Below are 18,722 nucleotides of genomic sequence, written 5' to 3' on the forward strand. Positions count from 1 at the left end.
CCGTGGCTGTCCCGAAGAGGAAGATGTCCCGCTCAAACACTCGCGCCCGTCGCGCCCAGTGGAAGGCAACCGCGCCTACCCTGGTGAAGACCATGGAAAATGGCCGCGTCACCTACAGCCTGCCGCACCAGGCAAAGGTTGTTACGGATTCCGCAGGCACCGAGCTGTTCCTTGAATACAAGGGTCGCAAGGTCGCAGACGCGTAAGTCTGTCTGATGCCTTCAACAGAAGAGCTTTTGAAGCGTCTCGGGGTCACTATTGACCCCGAGACGCTTCGTCTTGCCCTCACACACCGTTCCTACGCCTACGAGCATGGTGGCATCCCCACCAATGAACGTCTGGAATTCCTGGGAGACTCCGTGCTCGGCTATGCCGTCACCGACCACCTCTACAAGAATTACCCGGACCTGCCCGAAGGCGACCTGGCCAAGCGACGTTCCGCCGTTGTCAGTACCCGTGCCCTGGCTGGTATCGCCCGTTCCCTTGGCGTAGGGGAATTCATTCTCTTGGGTCAAGGTGAAATCCTGACCAATGGCAAGGACAAGTCGTCCATTCTTGCTGACACGATGGAATCCCTCATCGGTGCGACCTTCCTGAACCACGGGATTGAAGTGGCCAGGCAAATGGTCATGCGCCTCATCCTGCCGTTGTTGCACGACGTGGACGTCCTGGGCGCCGGGACCGACTGGAAAACCGCTATCCAGGAAATCGCCGCAGCCAAGAAGCTCGGCGCCATCGAGTACCGTGTCACGGGCTCCGGCCCCGACCACGCACGTACCTACATCGCCGTGCTCCATATTGGCGGCACACCGTACGGGCAGGGAACCGGTCCCTCCAAGAAGGAAGCCGAGCAGGAATCAGCGGCAGTGACCTGGAAATTGGTCGGCCCGCAGAATGACTCGGCCAAGGCCAACTAAGCAATGCCTGAACTTCCGGAAGTCGAGGTTGTTCGGCGAGGTCTGGAGGACTGGGTCGTTGGTCGGACCGTCGAAGCGGTCCAGGTCGTAGATCCACGATCGGTTCGCCGACATCTCGGAGGACCGGCTGATTTCACCGCGAGCCTAACCAGGACCGGCATTGGCGCGGCGGTGCGCCGCGGAAAGTTCCTGTGGTTGCTGCTCGACGGATTGCCAAGGCCCAGCGCGTTGGTGGCCCATCTGGGCATGAGCGGACAGCTGTTGGTGGAGGAGCCCGCCGCGCCGGACGAGAAGCACCTGAAGGTGCGCCTTGAACTGTCTCCAGAGGCCAACAAGCCGAACCAACTGCGGTTCATCGACCAAAGAATCTTTGGCGGCATGTTTCTCTCGCCCCTGGTGCCCACCGGTGACCAATTTCCCGGAGGCCAAGGTTCCGAGGCACCGTGGATTCCAGAGGCCGCGGCTCACATCGCCCGGGATGTCCTTGATCCCGCTTCGACCCCCGAGGTCCTCTATCAAGCCCTGCGCAAGAAGAATACTCAAGTCAAGCGCGCAATCCTGGACCAGCAGGTCATTTCCGGTGTCGGGAACATCTACGCGGACGAAGCACTTTGGGCCGCCAAGCTGCACGGTCTGCGCTCCACCGCCACGATCCGCCGCCCCGATGTAATACGACTCCACACTGCACTCGTGGACGTCATGGGCCGTGCGCTTGTTGCCGGCGGAACAAGCTTCGACGCGCTTTATGTCAACGTCAACGGAGCTTCCGGTTACTTTGACAGGTCGCTGAACGCCTACGGCCGCGAAGGCCGGGACTGCCAGCGTTGTGCCGAGGAGGGCGTGCTGTCGGTGATCAGGCGCGATCCCTTCATGGGACGCTCCTCCTACAGTTGTCCCAGGTGCCAGCGCAAGCCCCGCTAGGCCAAAAATGCCCCGCGGGACTTGACCGTTACAACCCCTGGACCTCGGCGACCACCTGGTCGTTAAACGGTGCCCATGCCTCGACCGCCCATGGGCCAAAGGGTTTGTCGGTCAAAGTCACACAGGCCGCACCCAGTACCGGGTCGACCCAAAGGAACGTTCCAGCCTGGCCAAAGTGTCCGTAGGTTTCCGGCGAGTTCAGCGTGCCGGTCCAGTGCGGGGACTTCTCCGACCGGATTTCAAAACCCAGTCCCCAGGTGTTGTTCTTTTGCCGTCCGTAGCCGGGGAGGATCCCGGGAAGGTCCGGGAAAACCACGTGGGTTGCCTGGGAATGGGTTTGCACGTCCAACAGCGTCGGGTCCTGCAATTCGGCCGCGAACGTCATGAGATCGCCCAGGGTCGAGACGCCGTCCGCTGCGGCGCTGCCGTCCAGGGATGTGGAGTCCATGCCGAGCGGTTGCAAGACGGCTTCGCCCAGGTAGTCGGCGAATTTCATGTCGGTGGCTTTCTCCAGTGTCTCGGCCAAGACCTCAAAGCCGGCATTCGAATACAGGCGCCGGTCACCAGGGGCAAAGCGCACCTTGCGTTCGGCAAAATCGTAACCGGAGGTGTGGGCCAGGAGATGCTTCACGGTGGAGCCTTCGGGGCCGGCCGGCGTGTCGTGCTCGAAAGCTCCCTCCTCCACCGCGACCAGAAATGCGTAGGCACTGAGCAGCTTGGTGACTGAGGCAAGTGCAAAGCGGTGCTCAACATCGCCGTGTGATCCCAGGACTGCGCCGTCGGCGGCAACCACGGCCGAAGCCGCCTGTGTCGAAGGCCATGAATCGATGGCCGAAAGACTCTTCAAAGGGTCTTCTCCTAGCATTCTTGATGAAAATACCTGTATGCCGGGCTTGACCTACGCTCTTGAGCCAACCTGACTCGATAGTATGGAAGGCAGCCCTCCGACCACTTTAGTCACCAATTAGCCAGGACGCTCCCACGTGCATTTGAAAACACTCACCGTTCGCGGATTCAAGTCGTTTGCCTCGGCAACGACCTTTGAATTCGAACCGGGTGTCACCGCCGTGGTCGGCCCCAATGGTTCGGGCAAGTCAAACGTTGTCGATGCACTTGCCTGGGTCATGGGGGAGCAGGGCGCCAAGACCTTGCGTGGCGGCAAGATGGAGGATGTCATCTTCGCCGGCACCTCCGGCCGCGCGCCGCTTGGCCGCGCGCATGTCTCCCTGACGATCGACAACAGCGACGGTGCGCTTCCCATCGAATACGCAGAAGTCACCATTTCCAGGACCCTGTTCAGGGCGGGCGGCTCCGAGTACGCCATCAACGGCAATTCATGCAGGCTCCTGGACATCCAGGAACTCCTCTCGGACTCCGGCCTGGGACGGGAAATGCACGTGATCGTCGGCCAAGGACAGCTTGACCGAATCCTGCATGCCACGCCCGAGGACCGCAGGGGCTTCATCGAGGAGGCCGCCGGTGTTCTCAAGCACCGTCGGCGCAAGGAAAAGACCGTACGGAAACTTGACGCCATGCAGGGCAACCTGAACCGGCTCGAAGACCTCACCAGCGAGATCCGCCGCCAGCTCACACCCCTTGGCAAACAAGCCAAGATCGCCCGCCGCGCCCAGAGCGTCCAGTTCGACGTGCGTGATGCCAAGTCCAGGCTCCTGGCCGATGACCTGGTGACCTTACGCGACACACTGGAAAAGGACATCGCCGACGAAGAGTCACAGCGGTCAGCCCAGCAAGTGGTCCAGGCCCGGCTCGAAGAAGCCCGGGCTGAGCTCACCAAGCTTGAAGTCGCGGCTGCCCACGCCACCCCCGCCCTCAATAAGGCGCGGGACCTCTGGTTTGGCTTGACCTCCACGCGGGAACGCTTCAGGTCCCTGGGTGCCCTGTCAGCGGAACGCTCCCGCCTGCTCGGAACCGACGGCATTGAAGCCGACCCGAGCCGTGATCCCGACCGGCTCGAAGCACAGGCTGAGCGACTGCGCGAAGAGCTGGAGGAACTCGAGGAAAACCTCGAGATTCGCCAGGAGCTGCTTGAGGAAGCCCTCGAGGCCAAATCGCAGGCCGAGGAAGCAGCACATGCCGAACAACAGCGCCTGACCACTGAATTGCGGGTGGCAGCGGACCGCAGGGAAGGGCTCGCCCGGCTCGCCGGGCAAGTGGGCGCCTCCCGCAGCAAAGTCGAAGCGGCAGAAGGTGAATTGGGCAGGTTGCGCGAGTCGCTTCAGGGCTGGTCAGCGCGTCGCGAGGGTACCGCCAACGAGTTTGCCGCCCTTGAGCAACAGGCGGCATCCGTCCAGGACGGAGAGGAAGACCTCGATACGGCCTATGAACATGCTGCCGACCGCCACGAGGCGCTGGTAGCCCAGATGGATACCCAACGCCGGACTGAACAAGAACTTGCCACGCAATTGGGTTCCCTGCGCGGAAGGCTTGAGGCGCTGCGCGAGGGGGCCGTCCGCAAGGATGCCTCGGAAGATATCCTTGCCGGCGGGCATGAAGGCATGCTGGGGCGCCTCTCGGAACACCTGGAAGTCGAGACGGGCTATGAGATTGCCGTTGCGGCCGCCTTGGGCCCGATTGCCGAAGCCATTGCCGTCCAGGAACTGGACCACGCCCTGGAGATCCTGGGCGGGCTGCGCGCATCAGAGGGAGGGCGTGTCCATCTGGTCAGTGGAAATCTTGACGCCTCTTCCCACGGCATATCGCCTGCGTCTTCGGGGAAGCATGTATTGGACGTCATCAGTGCACCCGAAGCATTGCGCGGCACGTTGGCACACCTGTTGGGAACCACGGTGGTCGCCACGGACCTTGCCGAGGCGAAGCATTTGTTGTCACAGGATGCAGGTACCCGGGCAGTGACACTGGCCGGTGACATTCTCACTGCGGGTTCTGCCAGTGGCGGCACCGCTGCCGCCCCTTCGCTGATAGAACAGAACGCAGCCATCGCCGAAACCGAAGCCGAACTGGCTCTGATTGAGGAACGCCTTGGTTCCTTGCGCCTGGAGGCAGCTGACCTCACCGCCGGGCTCATGGCCGCCGAGGAGGCCGCAGACACGGCATTGAGCCGTTTGCACGATTCGGATGCGAGGATCTCGGCCGTAGCCCAGCGCATGGAGCACCTGGGATCCCTGCTCCGACAGGGCCAGGACGAACGCGAGCGCCTCGAACAGCAGATTGCCATTGCCCAGGAAAAGCTGGAAGTGGAGCAGGAGAAGCTCGCCGAACTCATTGAGCGCCTGGACATGGCCCAGGAGTCACCTGCGGAACACGAACCAGAGACTGACCAGCGCGATGAACTGGCGGCTGCCGCCTCAAGCGCGCGGCAAAAGGAACTGGATGCCCGTCTGGCCCTGCGCAGCGCGGAGGAGCGTGCCAACGGGCTGCGCGGTCGGGTCGAGTCCCTGAAACGTGCGGCGGAAACCGAACGCCGGGCACGTGCCGAGGCGCAACGCCGGGCCGAGATCCGCCGCAAGCAGGCCGCCGCTGCCCGCGAGGTCTCGGCCAAGGTCGAACGCGTCGTTTCGTTCATGGATATATCGATCGAGCTGGCCGACCGGGAGCGGGAAGAGTTCCAGGCCCGGCGCGAGGAACTGGAAGCCGAACTTTCCCTCGTGCGCGGACGCGTCGACAAGCTGGGCCATGAGTTGGCGGAGCTGACGAATTCTGTCCACCGCGACGAGATGGCTCGGGCAGAACAGCGCATGCGCATTGAATCGCTGGAGAACCGATCCATAGAGGAACTCGGGTTGACCAGCGAGCACCTCATTGAGAACTTCGGTCCGCACCTGCCGGTTCCGCAGCCCGCTGCCGAGGACGACAAATGGGCTGCCCTGCGCGCTGAAGTAGATGACGAGGGCAACGCCATACCCGAAGGAATCCCGTTTGACCGCGTCGAGCAGGAAAAAAGGCTGAAAAGGGCCGAACGGGATCTTGCTGCGTTGGGCAGGGTCAATCCGCTGGCGCTGGAAGAGTTCGCTGCGCTTGAGGAGAGGCACAAGTTCCTGACCTCGCAACTGGAGGACCTGCGGAAGAGCCGCAAGGACCTGCTCGATATCATCAAGGACGTCGACGAGCGCGTGGAGCGTGCCTTCACGGAGGCCTATAACGACACCGCGGCACAGTTCGAGCGGGTCTTTGGGAGATTGTTCCCCGGGGGAGAAGGGCGCCTGGTCCTCACGGATCCGGAGAACATGCTGACCACCGGCATTGAAGTGGAAGCCCGTCCCGCCGGGAAGAAGATCAAGCGGCTTTCCTTGCTCTCCGGTGGCGAGCGGTCGTTGACTGCCGTCGCACTGTTGGTGGCGATCTTCAAGGCACGTCCGTCACCCTTCTACGTCATGGATGAAGTGGAAGCCGCGCTGGACGACACCAACCTGGGTCGCCTGATCACCATCTTCGAGGAGCTGCGCGAATCCAGCCAACTCATCGTGATCACGCACCAAAAGCGCACCATGGAAGTGGCGGACGCGCTCTACGGCGTCACCATGCGTGGAGACGGCGTTTCCATGGTGATCAGCCAGCGCATCGAACGGTTGGCGCGCGAAGTCGAACTGATATGATGCTTGTCAATCTTCGGTTTATACGTTAAAGGGTGGGCATGGGCTTGTTCGGTTTTGGCAGGAATTCGTCGAAAGCCAGTAATGCGAAGTCCTTGGGGCACCCCGAGGTGGATCCTCGAGCTCCGGCGATCGATATGACGGAACCCGCCGCAGGTGAAATGGATTCGCCGAACGGGACGGATGGCTGCATCATTAGCGTCATCATCCCCGTGTACAACACCATGCCGTACCTGACCGAGCTGCTGAACTCGCTCGAGGCACAGGACCTGGACAAGGGCAGCTTCGAGGTCATTGCAGTCAACGACGGTTCGACCGACTACAGTGGCGAGATCCTGGATGTGTATGCCAAGCGCAACGCGAACTTCCGCGTGGTCCACCAGGAGAACAGCGGATGGCCGGGCAAGCCGCGCAACGTCGGGATCGACGTCGCGCGCGGCGAGTATGTCTTCTTCTGCGACGGCGACGACGTACTGGGGCGCGAGGCGCTGCGCCGCATGGCCGAGTATGCGCAACGCCACCACGTGGACATCCTGATCCCCAAAATGGTCGGCTTGGGCGGACGCAAGGTCATGTCCGGCCTCTACCGGGCCACGCGACTTGACACCCCGCTGGAAGTCGCGCTGCGTTCGCTGAACCCCATCAAGCTCATCCGCCGCTCAATCATGCTCGAGAACGGGATCCGCTTCAAGGAAGAGCCGGTGCGCCTGGAGGACGGCATGGCCGTCACCGAGGCGTACATGGCCGCCGGGCGCATCTCCATCCTTTCCGACTACGACTACTACCAGGCGCGGTCGCGCAGCGACGGGCAAAACATCAGCATCCGACTCATCGAGCCGCTGGGGTATGTGGGCTCGCTCAGCGAAATCGCCCGGATTGTGACCGAACACGTGGGCGACGCCGAGCGCGCACGGAAGCTGGTGGCCGCCCTGTTCATCCGGAAGGGCCTGCGCTTCTACGAGGGCAAGCGGTTCCTTGACTACGACGACGAGGGCCGCAGCCAGTGGATGGGTGCGCACGCTCGGCTCCTGGACCGGTTCCTGCCGGGAGACACCACCGGCCTGTTTGACGGAGTGCACCGGGTGCGGGTGGCAGCGATCCGCGCCGGACGGCTTGACGAGCTCGTGAGGCTGGCCGAGGCCGACCTCGCCAGCGCCCGCAATCCAGATCTGGTCGCGCTGGATGCCACCGCATCAGGCGTCCGCCTCCAGATTCGAAGTTATGCGACGGACCGCACCGCGCGCGAAGTGATCATCGAGGACCGCGACACGGGCCAGAAGGCCGGTATTCCACTCGTGGTTGGCGAAGGCGGGCTGCTGTACGCCGCCCTGGACAGCTCTGCGATGGCCGCAACCCTGCAGCGTCTGGGCAACGTTTGGCTCTCCTACAACACCGAGGACACCGATCTTCGGCGCGTCGCGATGGATGGCGAAATACCCTCCGCCGATTCAAACAAGGTGCGCTATTACCGCACGGCGCACGGGTTCTTCAGCATCGATGTGCGTAAGGCCGGCTGACAGTCTCCTGACCGGATCCACGCCCTCCTGTTGGTAGGCTGGTCACCCACGGGCCGCCCCGTGCGGTTTCCGAATTGAAAGCGTGGACCGCGATGCGGTCCACTGACACTCTGGGCGAAAGAATTAGACTTGATGACTGCTGGAATGATGCGACTGCTGGTTTCGGAATTGGCCAACGGGCCTGACGCGGAACGGCTCTTCACCAGCTTCACCGCCAGCCAGGACGCCGTGCGAGCCACGCTGCCGATCCTCGGCTCCACGGTCGCGGTGCGTGCTGTGCCGGACGCCACTGGCTACATGGTAGGCCTTGTCGCCCTCAATGGCGCCGCCCTCAAGTGGCTCAACGACGTGTTCATCACCAAGGCATCCGTTGGCTTTGACGCGGCCGGCAACCCGATGCATACCCTGGAACGAGGGGTCCCGGTTGGCCTGCTCGCTGAGGCCATCGTTCGGGTCGCCGGGACCGCACTGGCCCTGCGTCACCAGGAAGAAGCCGGCGACTTCGCCCCGGGAAGTACAGTGGCCATGCACTGGTACTCGGCTAAGTTCAACTTCGGCGACTGGATAGGTCCGCAGCTCGTCCAGGCTTACACCGGGCGACAGCCAGTGCAATCCGACCGGCCCGGTGTCGGCGGCCGGGTGCTCTACAGCGTCGGCTCGATCCTGCACAGAGTCACCCGGAACAACGTCGATGTCTGGGGCAGCGGCTTGATGCGCCCGCTAACCGCCAAGGAGATCGAGGTCCGCTCGGCACTCAAAGGCGTGAAGATCCAGGCGGTGCGCGGCAAGGACACCCGTCGCGAGCTGCAGGAGTCGCTCGGCTGGGACGTCCCGGAAGTATACGGGGACCCGGCACTGCTGCTGCCCGACATCATCCACCCGGCCAATGCCCCGCACGGACAGGTTGCTGTGGTCCCGCACTACGTGCACCTGCCGCAGCTCGACATACACGGAATCGGCGGGCGACTCGTTGATGTGCGCGGCGACGTCAAATCCGTTGTGGAGCAGCTGGCGGGGGCGAGTGCCGTGGTCTCCAGCTCGCTGCATGGGCTGATAGTGGCCCAAGCCTACGGGGTGCCGTGGGTGTGGCTGGACGTGACGGACCATCAGCTTGGTGGCAAGGACTTCAAGTTCGAGGACTTCTTCACTTGCCTCGACCGGAACGCGGTCTGTCGCGTGCAGATCTCCAAGGAAGAGCTGGCGACCACCGACCTTGCCGCCTTCGCCGCGCAGGCCACGCTCCCGGAACTGCACATTGACCTGCAACTGCTGCGCGACGCCCTGCCCGTGGCACACGCCGAGGGCCCGCTGCGCGCGCAATACCGAGCCGAAATCCAGGCACTGCGGTAGCCACCTCTGTTTGCACGCATTTTGCTGTGTCCCTCCCGGCGACGACCGGTGAGGGGCGCATTGCATTGCCGGGAACCGTTCACGCGTAGGCCCTGGGGAGAAGCACATCCATGTGGCTCTTTGAACCCCGCAACCCTGCGCCAATCCGGGATCAGTGTTTCGGGGAAGCTTGGTCGGACGGCTCGCGCTTTTCCCTAACCGGGAGCCAAGCGATGACCCCCATCAGACCCAGGGCGCCACTGACGGTGAATGCCCACCCGAAGCCTGCCCGGTCGGCGATCAAACCGGCCAGGATCGGACCGATGATGGAGCCGAAGTCGGTTGCCATCTGGAAGGTGGCCATGACCTTTCCGCCGTTGCGGCCCTGGCCGACCACGTCAGCGATCGCTGCCTGCTGGGCCGGGCCCATCAGCCCCGTCCCGAGGCCTCCGATGACCGACAAGGCGATGAAGAGGGGAATGGTGTCGACCCAGCCGATCGCGGCAGTGGCCAGCGAGGCAACGGTCAGCCCGACCAGGATCGGCAGGCGGCGGCCGTAGGTGTCGGTGAGCCTGCCCGCCACGGTGAGGGCCGCACCATTGCCCACGGCGAAGATCGCCAGCGCCAGGCCGGCGAGCAGAGTGCCCTGCGAGGCGAACGCCGCGACGGCGAAGAGCGGAATCAGGGACATCCGCACGCCGAAGGCCATCCAGCCATTGGTGAAGCCGGAAACCAACGCGGCCTTGAAGGACGCCGCACCCCAGGCCTCTGAAAGGGGTATTCGGTCGACCGCCGGGGCCGCCTTTTCCGCAGCCGTCTTCATGGTAGCGCGACGCGAGTGGGAGAGGGAGAAATAGACGATTGAGGCCGCCACCACTAGCGCCCCGCCGTAGATGAAGAAGGGAACCCGGAACCCCATGCCGGCAGCAAGGGAACCGAGCACCGGACCTGCCACGTTGCCGAGCAGGAACGAGCCTGAATACAGCCCGGCGATGCGTCCGCGGATTTGCGGCGGCGACATGCGGGCAATCAATGCCATGGCCGAGACCGTGAACATGGTCGAGCCCAGTCCGCCCAGCCCGCGGAAAATGAGCAGCTGGGTGTAGGACTGGGCAAAGCCACAGAGAATGGTCGAGGCGGCAACGATGAGGACACCGGTGACGTACACGGTCGGTTCGCCGAGCCAGTCGGTCAACTTTCCGCTGACTGGGGCAAAGATCAATCGGGCAAAGGCAAAAATGCTGACAATGACGCTGGCTGCGGCAACGCCGACGTTAAAGCTCGTTGCGAATTGAGGCAGGATCGGTGCAATGAGCCCGAATCCGAGGGCGACGACGAAGGCGGCCGCGACAAGCACGCGGATTTCACGGGGAACCGACGGCAACTTTTCGGAACCGGCGTTAACCGGCTTTTCCGGGAAGTTGGGGGTCGAGGCATTCTTAGGCATAAGTAAGACAAGTTTAGTCTGTGAGAAGCTTGGACGGTGTCAGAACAACTTAACTTGATCATTGTCCTCGTTGCAGTGGTTGCCGTCATCGGTATTGGTGCTGCCTTCTTCCTTGTCCGGGGCCGCAAGGCGCCCAAGGGAACGTACACCGGTCCGCGCGACGCCAACGACCCAGCGCCCACGCTCACCACGGACGCGCCGTCCACCGAAGCCCCCGAAGTGGGGGCCCCGACTGAAACCGCGGAAGCCCCGGCAACGGATGTTGTCGACGAAACCGTCGGCAAGGTCGTCGTCCCCATCGATGTACCCGAGCCCGTCCAGGGACGGCTGGCACGCCTCCGGGCTCGCCTGTCCAAGTCAAACAACGTCCTGGGCAAGGGCCTGCTGGCCCTGTTGAGCCAGGACAAGATTGACGAAGACGTCTGGGACGAAATCGAAGAGACCCTGCTCCTGGCCGACTTGGGGACCGAACCCACCCTGGAACTGGTTGATGCCCTGCGCGAGCGCGTCAAGGTGGAAGGAAGCCGGGACCCCCAGCGCGTCCACGACATGTTGCGTGAAGAACTCATCAAGCTGGTCGACCCGAGCATGGACCGCAGCTTCATCCCGGTTCGCCATGCGGACCGTCCAAACGTGATCATGGTCGTTGGCGTCAACGGCGTTGGCAAGACCACCACGATCGGCAAGATGGCACGCGTGCTGGTTGCCGAAAACAAGGACGTCATCCTTGGTGCCGCCGACACCTTCCGTGCCGCCGCCGCCGAACAGCTTGCAACCTGGGGAGACCGCGTAGGCGTCCCTACGGTCAAGTCCGATATCGACGGCGCCGACCCGGCTTCCGTCGCCTTCGAGGCAGTGAAGGCCGGCATCGAGCAGGAAGTCGACATCGTCATGATCGACACCGCCGGCCGCCTGCAGAACAAGGTCGGCCTGATGGACGAACTTGGGAAGATCAAACGTGTCATCGAGAAGAAGGCCACCGTCGACGAAGTTCTCCTGGTTCTCGACGCCACCACCGGCCAGAACGGCCTGAACCAGGCCAAGGTCTTTTCCGAGGTTGTCAACGTCACCGGCATCGTCCTGACGAAACTGGATGGCACCGCCAAGGGTGGCATCGTTGTAGCCATCCAGCGCCAGCTCGGTGTCCCGGTGAAGCTGGTCGGCCTGGGCGAGGGCCCCGACGACTTGGCGCCATTCGATGCTGCGGCGTTCGTCGACGCACTGCTGGACTAAGGACAAATGATTCAAGAAATCCAAGGAGCTACCCAAGTCAAGGGCCGGCATTTCGCCGAACCGAACGCCCCGGGGACGGACGCCCCAGCGCGGGTGGGAAACACGGGAGGCCAGTCCAAGGGCTTCCGGGGTGATATCCAGGGATTGCGTGCCATTGCGGTGTCCTTGGTGGTCGTTTACCACCTGTGGCCGCAGCGGCTGACCGGCGGCTTCATTGGCGTTGACGTTTTCTTTGTGATCTCCGGATTCCTGATCACCTCGCACCTGATGAAGCGGCCGCCCAAGTCGTGGTCGGATTTGGTGGCCTTCTGGATGCGGCGGGTCAAGCGCCTGCTGCCCGCCTCCTTCCTGGTCCTGGCTACGACGTTGGCCGCCATTCCGCTGATTGCCCCGGTGACGGTATGGAAGGACTGGGCCAGCCAGATCGTAGCCTCGACCTTCTACGTTCAGAACTGGAGACTGGCGTCCACCAGCGTGGACTACCTCGCGGCAGACAACGCCGTCTCAGCGGTCCAGCACTTCTGGTCGTTGTCCGTCGAGGAGCAGTTCTACCTCTTCTGGCCGGTGATCATCGCCGTACTGGTGGCCCTGGCGGCCATGCTGCGCAAGAAAACCGGGGCGGTTGTCGCGACGGGCGTCGTCCTGATAGTGGTGTCCTCGCTGGTCTTTTCCTCCATTTCCACCGTGACCGATCCGGGGATTGCCTACTTCTCCACCTTCACCCGTGCCTGGGAACTCGCCATTGGCGCCTTGGCGGCCGTGCTTCCAGCGGCCAGCACGCTGCTGCGTCGTTCAAGGTTCAACGCCATCCTCGCCTGGATCGGGTTGCTGGCCATCGCCTATGCCGGTGTCACCTACAGCGGTGCCACCCCTTTCCCCGGTTATGCCGCGGCTTTGCCCGTCCTTGGCACTGCGTTGGTGATTTGGGCCAACGCCTCACATGCCCACTCACCCAACGGCCTGCTGGGCCATTCGGTGTCGCGCTTCCTTGGCGACCACTCGTATTCGATCTACCTGTGGCATTGGCCGCTCATCGTGTTCCTGCCGTTCTACAGCGGAGAGCTCGGCTTGCTGGACAAGGCCGCAATCATCGCGGCGACAATCGTCCTTTCACTGATCTCCAAGCGCTATGTGGAGGACCGCTTCCGCGCCCACCTGGACGCCGGCCGGATCCTGACCGGAGGACGATTCCTGTTGGCCGGGACCGTAATACTGGGGCTTCTTGGAGCCGTCATGGTCAATGCGGGGTCGAGCAACGAGGAAACCGGCGACAAGCTGGCCACTGAAATCCAACGTGTACAGGCCGACGTCGGCGTGGACTGTTTCGGCGCCCCTGCGATGATGAACTCCTGCGCCAACACCGGCGCATCCCCCATGGTGCCCTCCCCGGCGGCCGCCAAGAACGACAAGTCACAGGCGTACGCGGACGATTGCTGGTCCAACGGAGACTATAGCGAGCGGCCTGTCTGTACTTATGGAGACGGCAAGGTCCAGGTTGCACTTACCGGCAACTCGCATGCTGGACAGTGGCTGCCGGCGCTGGCGGAGATTGCAGATCGACGCGGTTGGACTATCACTACCTATATCGCATCAATCTGTGCGCCCTCGGATGCGCCGATCGCCCTAGACTCCAAGGTCAAGACCGACGGTTGTCTCGACTACGGACAATGGGTCAAGGAACAAACGGCTGGTGGGAAGTTTGATCTCATCATCACGTCGAACCGCCAAGGGTTGCCGGTGCAGGGATACGAAATGACGAATACCGAGAAGCCGGCCAAGGCCGGCTACACCAGCTATCTTTCGGACTGGCATTCGGCAGACGCCCCCATCGTGGTGATTCGCGATTCTCCGTTCCCCGGCAACACCGTGGACAATGTTCCTGATTGTCTGGCAACTAGCAGTGACCCGTTACAGGATTGTTCGGGAACGCCCAAATCATGGAAGTCGTTGGATCCCCTTGCCACTGCGGCGCAGGAAGCCAACTTTCCCTTTGTTAGCACGATAGACATGACAGAGTACTTCTGTGATGACGAAACGTGCCCCGCAGTGATCGGTTCCGTGGTTCCCTATTTCGATGCGTCCCACCTGACCGCAACGTTTGCCCGCACGCTCACGGATCAATTGGAAAGAAAGATCGTTGACGCGGTACCCAGCCTGTAGACACCGCGCGTACGACAGCTGACTAAGGCGGCCACGGATTTTTCTTCCGTGGCCGCCTTTGCCATGCGGACAAGGTTTCGGAAACATCGCCGAAATGAGTGCGACACCCGCCTTTTACGTCCAGGGGGAATCGGTAACCACCACGAAATGCTTGGCCGTGCCGGACGTAACACCGACAGGGAATTCTTGAATCAGGCGAGAAAGACTCGCAAGCGATTCAGGGAGGCGTTAGACATGGAGCTAACAACGACTCAGGTATGGATGATGGTGTGCGCCGCACTCGTCCTGCTGATGACCCCGGCACTGGCATTCTTCTACGGTGGAATGACCCGGGCCAAAAGCGTACTGAACATGATGATGATGAGCTTCTCGGCCATCGCCCTCGTCACCGTGGTGTGGGTGCTCTGGGGAAACTCCATGGCAGGTGGCGGGGCAAACGTGGGCGGCTTGTTTGGAAACCCGGCAGACGGTTTCGGGATGGGATCAATGCTCGGCACCGATGGCTTCATCGCCGCCGGTTACGGAGCGACCTTCGCGATCATTACCGTCGCCCTGATTTCCGGGGCCGTGGCGGACCGAGTCAAATTCAGCGCGTGGTTGGTCTTCGTCCCCGTCTGGGTGACCCTTGTCTACGCTCCCATCGCCTTCTGGGTCTGGGGTGGCGGAATCCTGGGCGCCGAGGGAGCCATTGGCTCCGTGGTCGGTGAGGCCATTGACTTCGCCGGTGGCACCGTTGTCCACATCAACGCCGGTGTCGCAGGCCTGATCCTCGCGCTCATCCTCGGCAAGCGCCGCGGCTTCGGGAAGGACCCGAGCCAGCGCCCGCACAACATCCCCTTCGTCATGCTCGGTGCCGCGCTGCTCTGGTTCGGCTGGTTCGGATTCAACGGCGGCGCAGCAAGCACCGCCGAAGAGGCCGGCTTGATTTGGGTCAACACCCTCGCTGCGCCCTCCGCCGCCCTCCTGGGCTGGATCCTGGTTGAACGCTTCCGCGACGGACACAGCACCTCCCTGGGTGCAGCATCGGGCATCGTTGCAGGCCTGGTGGCCATCACCCCGGCCTGCGCCAACATCAGCCCCGTCGCGGCCATTGGCCTGGGTCTCATCGCCGGCGTTGCCTCCGCCCTGGCAGTTGGCCTGAAGTACCGCTGGGGCTACGACGACTCCCTGGACGTCGTCGGTGTGCACCTGGTATCCGGGATCATCGGCACCCTCGCCCTGGGCTTCATCGCACTTCCCGTCGACGGGATCGGCGGCGGCCTGTTCTACGGCGGCGGATTCGCCCAACTCTGGGCCCAGATCGTTGCCTGCGTCGTGGTCATGGCCTTCACCGCCGTCATGACAACCATCATCGGCCTGGCCATCCACAGGACCATGGGCTTCCGCATCAGCACCGAAGAGGAAATCGCCGGCATCGACCTGATGCAGCACGCAGAAACCGGCTACGAGTTCGGCGGCCTGGGCACCGGTGGAACCTTCGTTCCCCACCCGGCCACCTCGGCACACCTGAAGTCCTCCGCAACCGAAAAGGATGCGGCCCGAGCCAAGGAAGAGGTCAGCGCATGAAACTCGTGACAGCCATCATCCGACCCGAAAAGACCGACGAGATCCGTCAAGCACTGGAAAACTACGGAGTCCAGGGCATGACCATCAGCCAGGCCAGCGGCTACGGCCGGCAGCGCGGCCACACCCAGGTCTATCGCGGGGCCGAATACACGGTCGACCTGTTGCCCAAGGTGCGCCTTGAAGTCCTGGTGGAGGAGAGCACCTGTGACGACATCCTGGACGTCCTGATCTCCACCGCGAACACCGGCAGCGCCGGAGACGGGAAGATCTGGGTCACCAATGTCGAGGAAGTGATCCGGGTCCGTACCGGCGAACGAGGCATGGCAGCCGTCTAGCAGAGCCAAACGAGGCACAGCATCTCAACGACAGAGCCCTAACCATTTGGTTGGGGCTCTGTCGTTATTGGCGGAGCATGCCATTCTCAGACCGGCTCTACGGGCAAACACCGTCTCGCCGTTCCGCTAGACCGGGCGGGCCGCTGTGCTGGTCGGTTTCAGCAGACGTTCGGCTGGCCGTTGGAACGGTAGGCGACTGTCGAGTCCAGCACCAACGGCCCCCCGAGAAGCACATTGGTCCAGCCTTTCATCGATACTAGGGCGCTGGAGACCGAGGCGGGCATGCAGTCCTTCTTTGCTAACAGCAGCGGCGCACCGTTGTAGCCTGCGGCGACAGCCCCGGTCAGACCGTCCGGGAATCGGGTTCCGGTGGCGATGAACTGGCGCTGGGAGCCGCGGGACCAAAACGCCTTGGCGATCATCGCGCTGGTGTCATAGAGCGTCCTGCCCCCGTAGCGGACAACCGTCGCGTTCGGCACCGCCCGGCGTACCTGTGCTTCGGCGTTGGTTGAGATGGCCAGCGGGCCGCCAGCCAGGTAGACGCGGCTCGGCTTGAGCCGCTTTAGCTGGTTCAGCGTGGTGGCCGGGACCGCGGATTGCGCGGTCAGCAGCATCGGTGCCTTGCGTCCGGCTGCCACCGCAGCCAGCGACATGGCGTCCTCAAAGCGTTCACCGGTCGCTAGGAAAACAGTTGGGGCGGAACTCCAGTTGGCGGAAATTTTCGAGCTGGTGTCATATAGCGAGTTGCCCCAGATCCGGGTAACCGGGCTGTAGGCCTTCAGCTTCGCCACCGTTGCGTCGCTGACGGCTATCGGGCCACCAAGTACCAGGATGTTCTTGGGCTGCAGTCTCTCGAGCTCGGCGCTGACCGCTGAGGGCAGAGACCCCTTCTTGATCAGTAACAATGGGGCGTTCTTCAGGGTGGCCAAGGGAGAACCTGCCAGTGCATCAGGGAAATTCTCGCCAGAAGCGACCACCACGGTGGACGTGGTGGAGGGGAATGTGCGTTTCGAGATCGCCACGGGGGTTTCGTACTGAGTGGCACCGTAGAGCCGGACCGGGTCTAGCCGAGTCGGCCACACGTCGGAGTTACCGAGGTAATTGGTGATCAAACGGTAAGCGGTGGAGCGTTTGTTGCGCGCGAAGTCGCGTAGCGAGGTCAGGTCGCCGTTCCACACATTCGCGTCCACGTTCTTGCCCGAGCCGATCAAATCGGCGTTGGAGGAGTACTGCCAGACGTTGAACGTCGTCCAGCCTTCGGGCAGCTCGCGCGGGTTCTTGGGGACTTCGGCGGTGGGGAACAGCGAGACGTGCAACGGCCAGCCCTTGAAGGCGGTGGAGTCGCCGGTGCAGTCATCCCACCAGGACTGGGCGGTATAGATCATCGGCAGGCGCCCCGTCGCGGCCTTGACGGTGTTGCCAAAATCCGTGATCCAGGCAACCATCTGACTCGGCGTCATGCCGTAACAAGCATCGCCCTTGCCCGCGCCGTAAGCATCGGCGGTGTAAGGGTTCCACTCAATGTCCAGCAATGGCGGGAGGGTCTTGCCGTCCGCCGACCATCCGCCGCCGTTGGCGAGGAATTGCTTGGCCTGGGTGGCACCGGAAGAGTGGGCCGGCATGGCGAAGTGGTACGCACCGCGCATGAGGCCTTGATTGTTGGAACCGGAGTAGTTTTGCCCGAACTTCGGATCCTTGAAGAGCGTGGTCGGCCAGGACTGGGTTGCCTTGATGTAGGCGAATCGGGCACCCTTGCCCCAAGCATGCGACCAATTTACGTCGCCTTGGTGATGGGAAACATCAACGCCAAGTACGCCCGGGGGACGCCAGGTGCGCAGATCGGCCAGCGAGGTGGGCACGGCGACTCCGGCCAATGAAGCCTCGAATGCCGCCGCGGTGTTGGTGGTCCGTGCGGCGCTGTCGACGTTGAAGGAACTTCCGGCCTCGGGTGCTGTTCCGGTGGTCGGGGGGCTCGCCTCCTCGGACGGGCCGGGCACTGCTGCGTCGTCCTTCGACGGTTCGGGGGACGATTCGGCCAGCTCCTGGCTGGCGCTTGCCAAGGACTCTAGTTCCTCCAGCGTCGGGGCCTTGGCGTCGCCGGATTCCTCGATACGTCGCTGGCCCTGTCCCAGCTCGGCATCCAGCGCCTCGATTCCCACGGCCGTGAGCGCCTGATCGGACAACTCGATGCGTTCAGTTGCCGTGAGCTTGCCGCCGGACTTGAGCTCGGTACGGATCTCCTTGGCTGCGGTGGTGGCCGCGCCGGGATCGACTTCCGGGAGGGCGGGGGTTTTCGTGTCGGGCTTGAGGGCCGAGTCCAATAAGGCGGCGGCACCGGAGCCCGGGGGTGGCTGTTGCACAGACTCGGCGGTGGTGGCCGCTCCGAGCGTAGTGTCGGCAACAGGTGCCGCGGCGGCCGTGCCGGCCAGCGCAAGGGGTGCGACCAGCGATGCCGCGAGAGATAATGTGAACAAACGAGACAGTGGCAACCGGAATTCCGGCATGGGTGGTCCTTGGGGTTGGGGGCAGGCTGCTTGGTGGTCAGTCTACTCAGCCCGGCAATTAGCCCGTGGGAAGCTCGCCGCATGGGTCGCCTTTTGCCCGGTGACCTTTAACTCAACCGAGGCAAACCAGCATATCTTGGCAGACGTCTGCTGCGGGACAGGACTTCGAGCGACCGCCTGAAATACCCGCACCCAGCCATCTGATGCCCATGGACGTCCGGA

General features: G+C 63.0%; 13 protein-coding genes. 10 read left to right on the forward strand and 3 right to left on the reverse strand.

What is annotated here, in order from left to right:
• Positions 1-2: 2 nt before the first annotated feature.
• Genes rpmF through mutM form a run of 3 tightly spaced genes read left to right on the forward strand, consistent with a single transcriptional unit; the run spans position 3 to position 1,838 of the window.
• The gene (rpmF, locus tag Q2T94_RS17220) at positions 3-206 is read left to right on the forward strand and encodes a 50S ribosomal protein L32 (RefSeq protein ID WP_007273166.1); all 204 of its coding nucleotides are present in this window, start codon (positions 3-5) and stop codon (positions 204-206) included.
• 9 nt (positions 207-215) lie between these two features.
• Positions 216-917, forward strand: coding sequence for a ribonuclease III (gene rnc / locus Q2T94_RS17225; protein ID WP_302265928.1), 702 nt, complete (start codon positions 216-218; stop codon positions 915-917).
• Positions 918-920: 3 nt separating this feature from the next.
• Positions 921-1,838: a bifunctional DNA-formamidopyrimidine glycosylase/DNA-(apurinic or apyrimidinic site) lyase gene (gene mutM / locus Q2T94_RS17230; protein WP_302265929.1), complete on the forward strand. Its 918-nt coding sequence runs from the start codon at positions 921-923 to the stop codon at positions 1,836-1,838.
• Positions 1,839-1,866: 28 nt separating this feature from the next.
• Here mutM and Q2T94_RS17235 read toward each other — a convergent pair whose 3' ends face one another.
• The gene (locus Q2T94_RS17235; RefSeq protein WP_302265930.1) at positions 1,867-2,685 is read right to left on the reverse strand and encodes a serine hydrolase domain-containing protein; all 819 of its coding nucleotides are present in this window, start codon (positions 2,683-2,685) and stop codon (positions 1,867-1,869) included.
• 136 nt (positions 2,686-2,821) lie between these two features.
• On the opposite strand from Q2T94_RS17235, the gene smc reads away from it, so the two are divergent.
• The 3 genes from smc (at position 2,822) to Q2T94_RS17250 (ending at position 9,276) form a co-directional block, all read left to right on the forward strand.
• Complete coding sequence (gene smc / locus Q2T94_RS17240) at positions 2,822-6,412, forward strand: chromosome segregation protein SMC (RefSeq protein WP_302265931.1); 3,591 nt, start codon at positions 2,822-2,824, stop codon at positions 6,410-6,412.
• 158 nt (positions 6,413-6,570) lie between these two features.
• Complete coding sequence (locus tag Q2T94_RS17245) at positions 6,571-7,926, forward strand: glycosyltransferase family 2 protein (protein WP_302265932.1); 1,356 nt, start codon at positions 6,571-6,573, stop codon at positions 7,924-7,926.
• 132 nt (positions 7,927-8,058) lie between these two features.
• Complete coding sequence (locus Q2T94_RS17250; protein ID WP_302265933.1) at positions 8,059-9,276, forward strand: polysaccharide pyruvyl transferase family protein; 1,218 nt, start codon at positions 8,059-8,061, stop codon at positions 9,274-9,276.
• Between the two features lie 151 nt (positions 9,277-9,427).
• Here Q2T94_RS17250 and Q2T94_RS17255 read toward each other — a convergent pair whose 3' ends face one another.
• Positions 9,428-10,702: an MFS transporter gene (locus Q2T94_RS17255; protein WP_302265934.1), complete on the reverse strand. Its 1,275-nt coding sequence runs from the start codon at positions 10,700-10,702 to the stop codon at positions 9,428-9,430.
• A gap of 36 nt (positions 10,703-10,738) precedes the next feature.
• Between Q2T94_RS17255 and ftsY the strand changes: the two genes are divergently transcribed.
• From ftsY to Q2T94_RS17275, 4 genes are all read left to right on the forward strand, one after another.
• Positions 10,739-11,935, forward strand: a complete 1,197-nt coding sequence (gene ftsY, locus Q2T94_RS17260; protein ID WP_302265935.1) for a signal recognition particle-docking protein FtsY — start codon at positions 10,739-10,741, stop codon at positions 11,933-11,935.
• 6 nt (positions 11,936-11,941) lie between these two features.
• Positions 11,942-14,095, forward strand: coding sequence for an acyltransferase family protein (locus Q2T94_RS17265; protein ID WP_302265936.1), 2,154 nt, complete (start codon positions 11,942-11,944; stop codon positions 14,093-14,095).
• Positions 14,096-14,329: 234 nt separating this feature from the next.
• Positions 14,330-15,661: an ammonium transporter gene (locus tag Q2T94_RS17270; protein ID WP_302265937.1), complete on the forward strand. Its 1,332-nt coding sequence runs from the start codon at positions 14,330-14,332 to the stop codon at positions 15,659-15,661.
• Positions 15,658-15,996, forward strand: a complete 339-nt coding sequence (locus tag Q2T94_RS17275; RefSeq protein ID WP_264269762.1) for a P-II family nitrogen regulator — start codon at positions 15,658-15,660, stop codon at positions 15,994-15,996. The genes Q2T94_RS17270 and Q2T94_RS17275 overlap by 4 nt, the downstream gene beginning before the upstream one ends.
• Positions 15,997-16,154: 158 nt before the next feature.
• Here Q2T94_RS17275 and Q2T94_RS17280 read toward each other — a convergent pair whose 3' ends face one another.
• Complete coding sequence (locus Q2T94_RS17280) at positions 16,155-18,500, reverse strand: cell wall-binding repeat-containing protein (protein ID WP_302265938.1); 2,346 nt, start codon at positions 18,498-18,500, stop codon at positions 16,155-16,157.
• Positions 18,501-18,722 lie beyond the last annotated feature (222 nt).

This window comes from Paeniglutamicibacter sulfureus (assembly GCF_030512175.1).
GTDB classification, from domain to species: domain Bacteria; phylum Actinomycetota; class Actinomycetes; order Actinomycetales; family Micrococcaceae; genus Paeniglutamicibacter; species Paeniglutamicibacter sulfureus.

What these genes read in the sequence shown, in the direction of transcription:
- rnc (WP_302265928.1), top strand. Translation starts at nt 216, where the DNA reads ATGCCTTCAACAGAAGAGCTTTTGAAGCGTCTCGGGGTCACTATTGAC.
- mutM (WP_302265929.1), top strand. Translation starts at nt 921, where the DNA reads ATGCCTGAACTTCCGGAAGTCGAGGTTGTTCGGCGAGGTCTGGAGGAC.
- Q2T94_RS17245 (WP_302265932.1), top strand. Translation starts at nt 6,571, where the DNA reads ATGGATTCGCCGAACGGGACGGATGGCTGCATCATTAGCGTCATCATC.
- Q2T94_RS17250 (WP_302265933.1), top strand. Translation starts at nt 8,059, where the DNA reads ATGACTGCTGGAATGATGCGACTGCTGGTTTCGGAATTGGCCAACGGG.
- Q2T94_RS17255 (WP_302265934.1), bottom strand. Translation starts at nt 10,702, where the DNA reads ATGCCTAAGAATGCCTCGACCCCCAACTTCCCGGAAAAGCCGGTTAAC.
- Q2T94_RS17265 (WP_302265936.1), top strand. Translation starts at nt 11,942, where the DNA reads ATGATTCAAGAAATCCAAGGAGCTACCCAAGTCAAGGGCCGGCATTTC.
- Q2T94_RS17270 (WP_302265937.1), top strand. Translation starts at nt 14,330, where the DNA reads ATGGAGCTAACAACGACTCAGGTATGGATGATGGTGTGCGCCGCACTC.
- Q2T94_RS17275 (WP_264269762.1), top strand. Translation starts at nt 15,658, where the DNA reads ATGAAACTCGTGACAGCCATCATCCGACCCGAAAAGACCGACGAGATC.
- Q2T94_RS17280 (WP_302265938.1), bottom strand. Translation starts at nt 18,500, where the DNA reads ATGCCGGAATTCCGGTTGCCACTGTCTCGTTTGTTCACATTATCTCTC.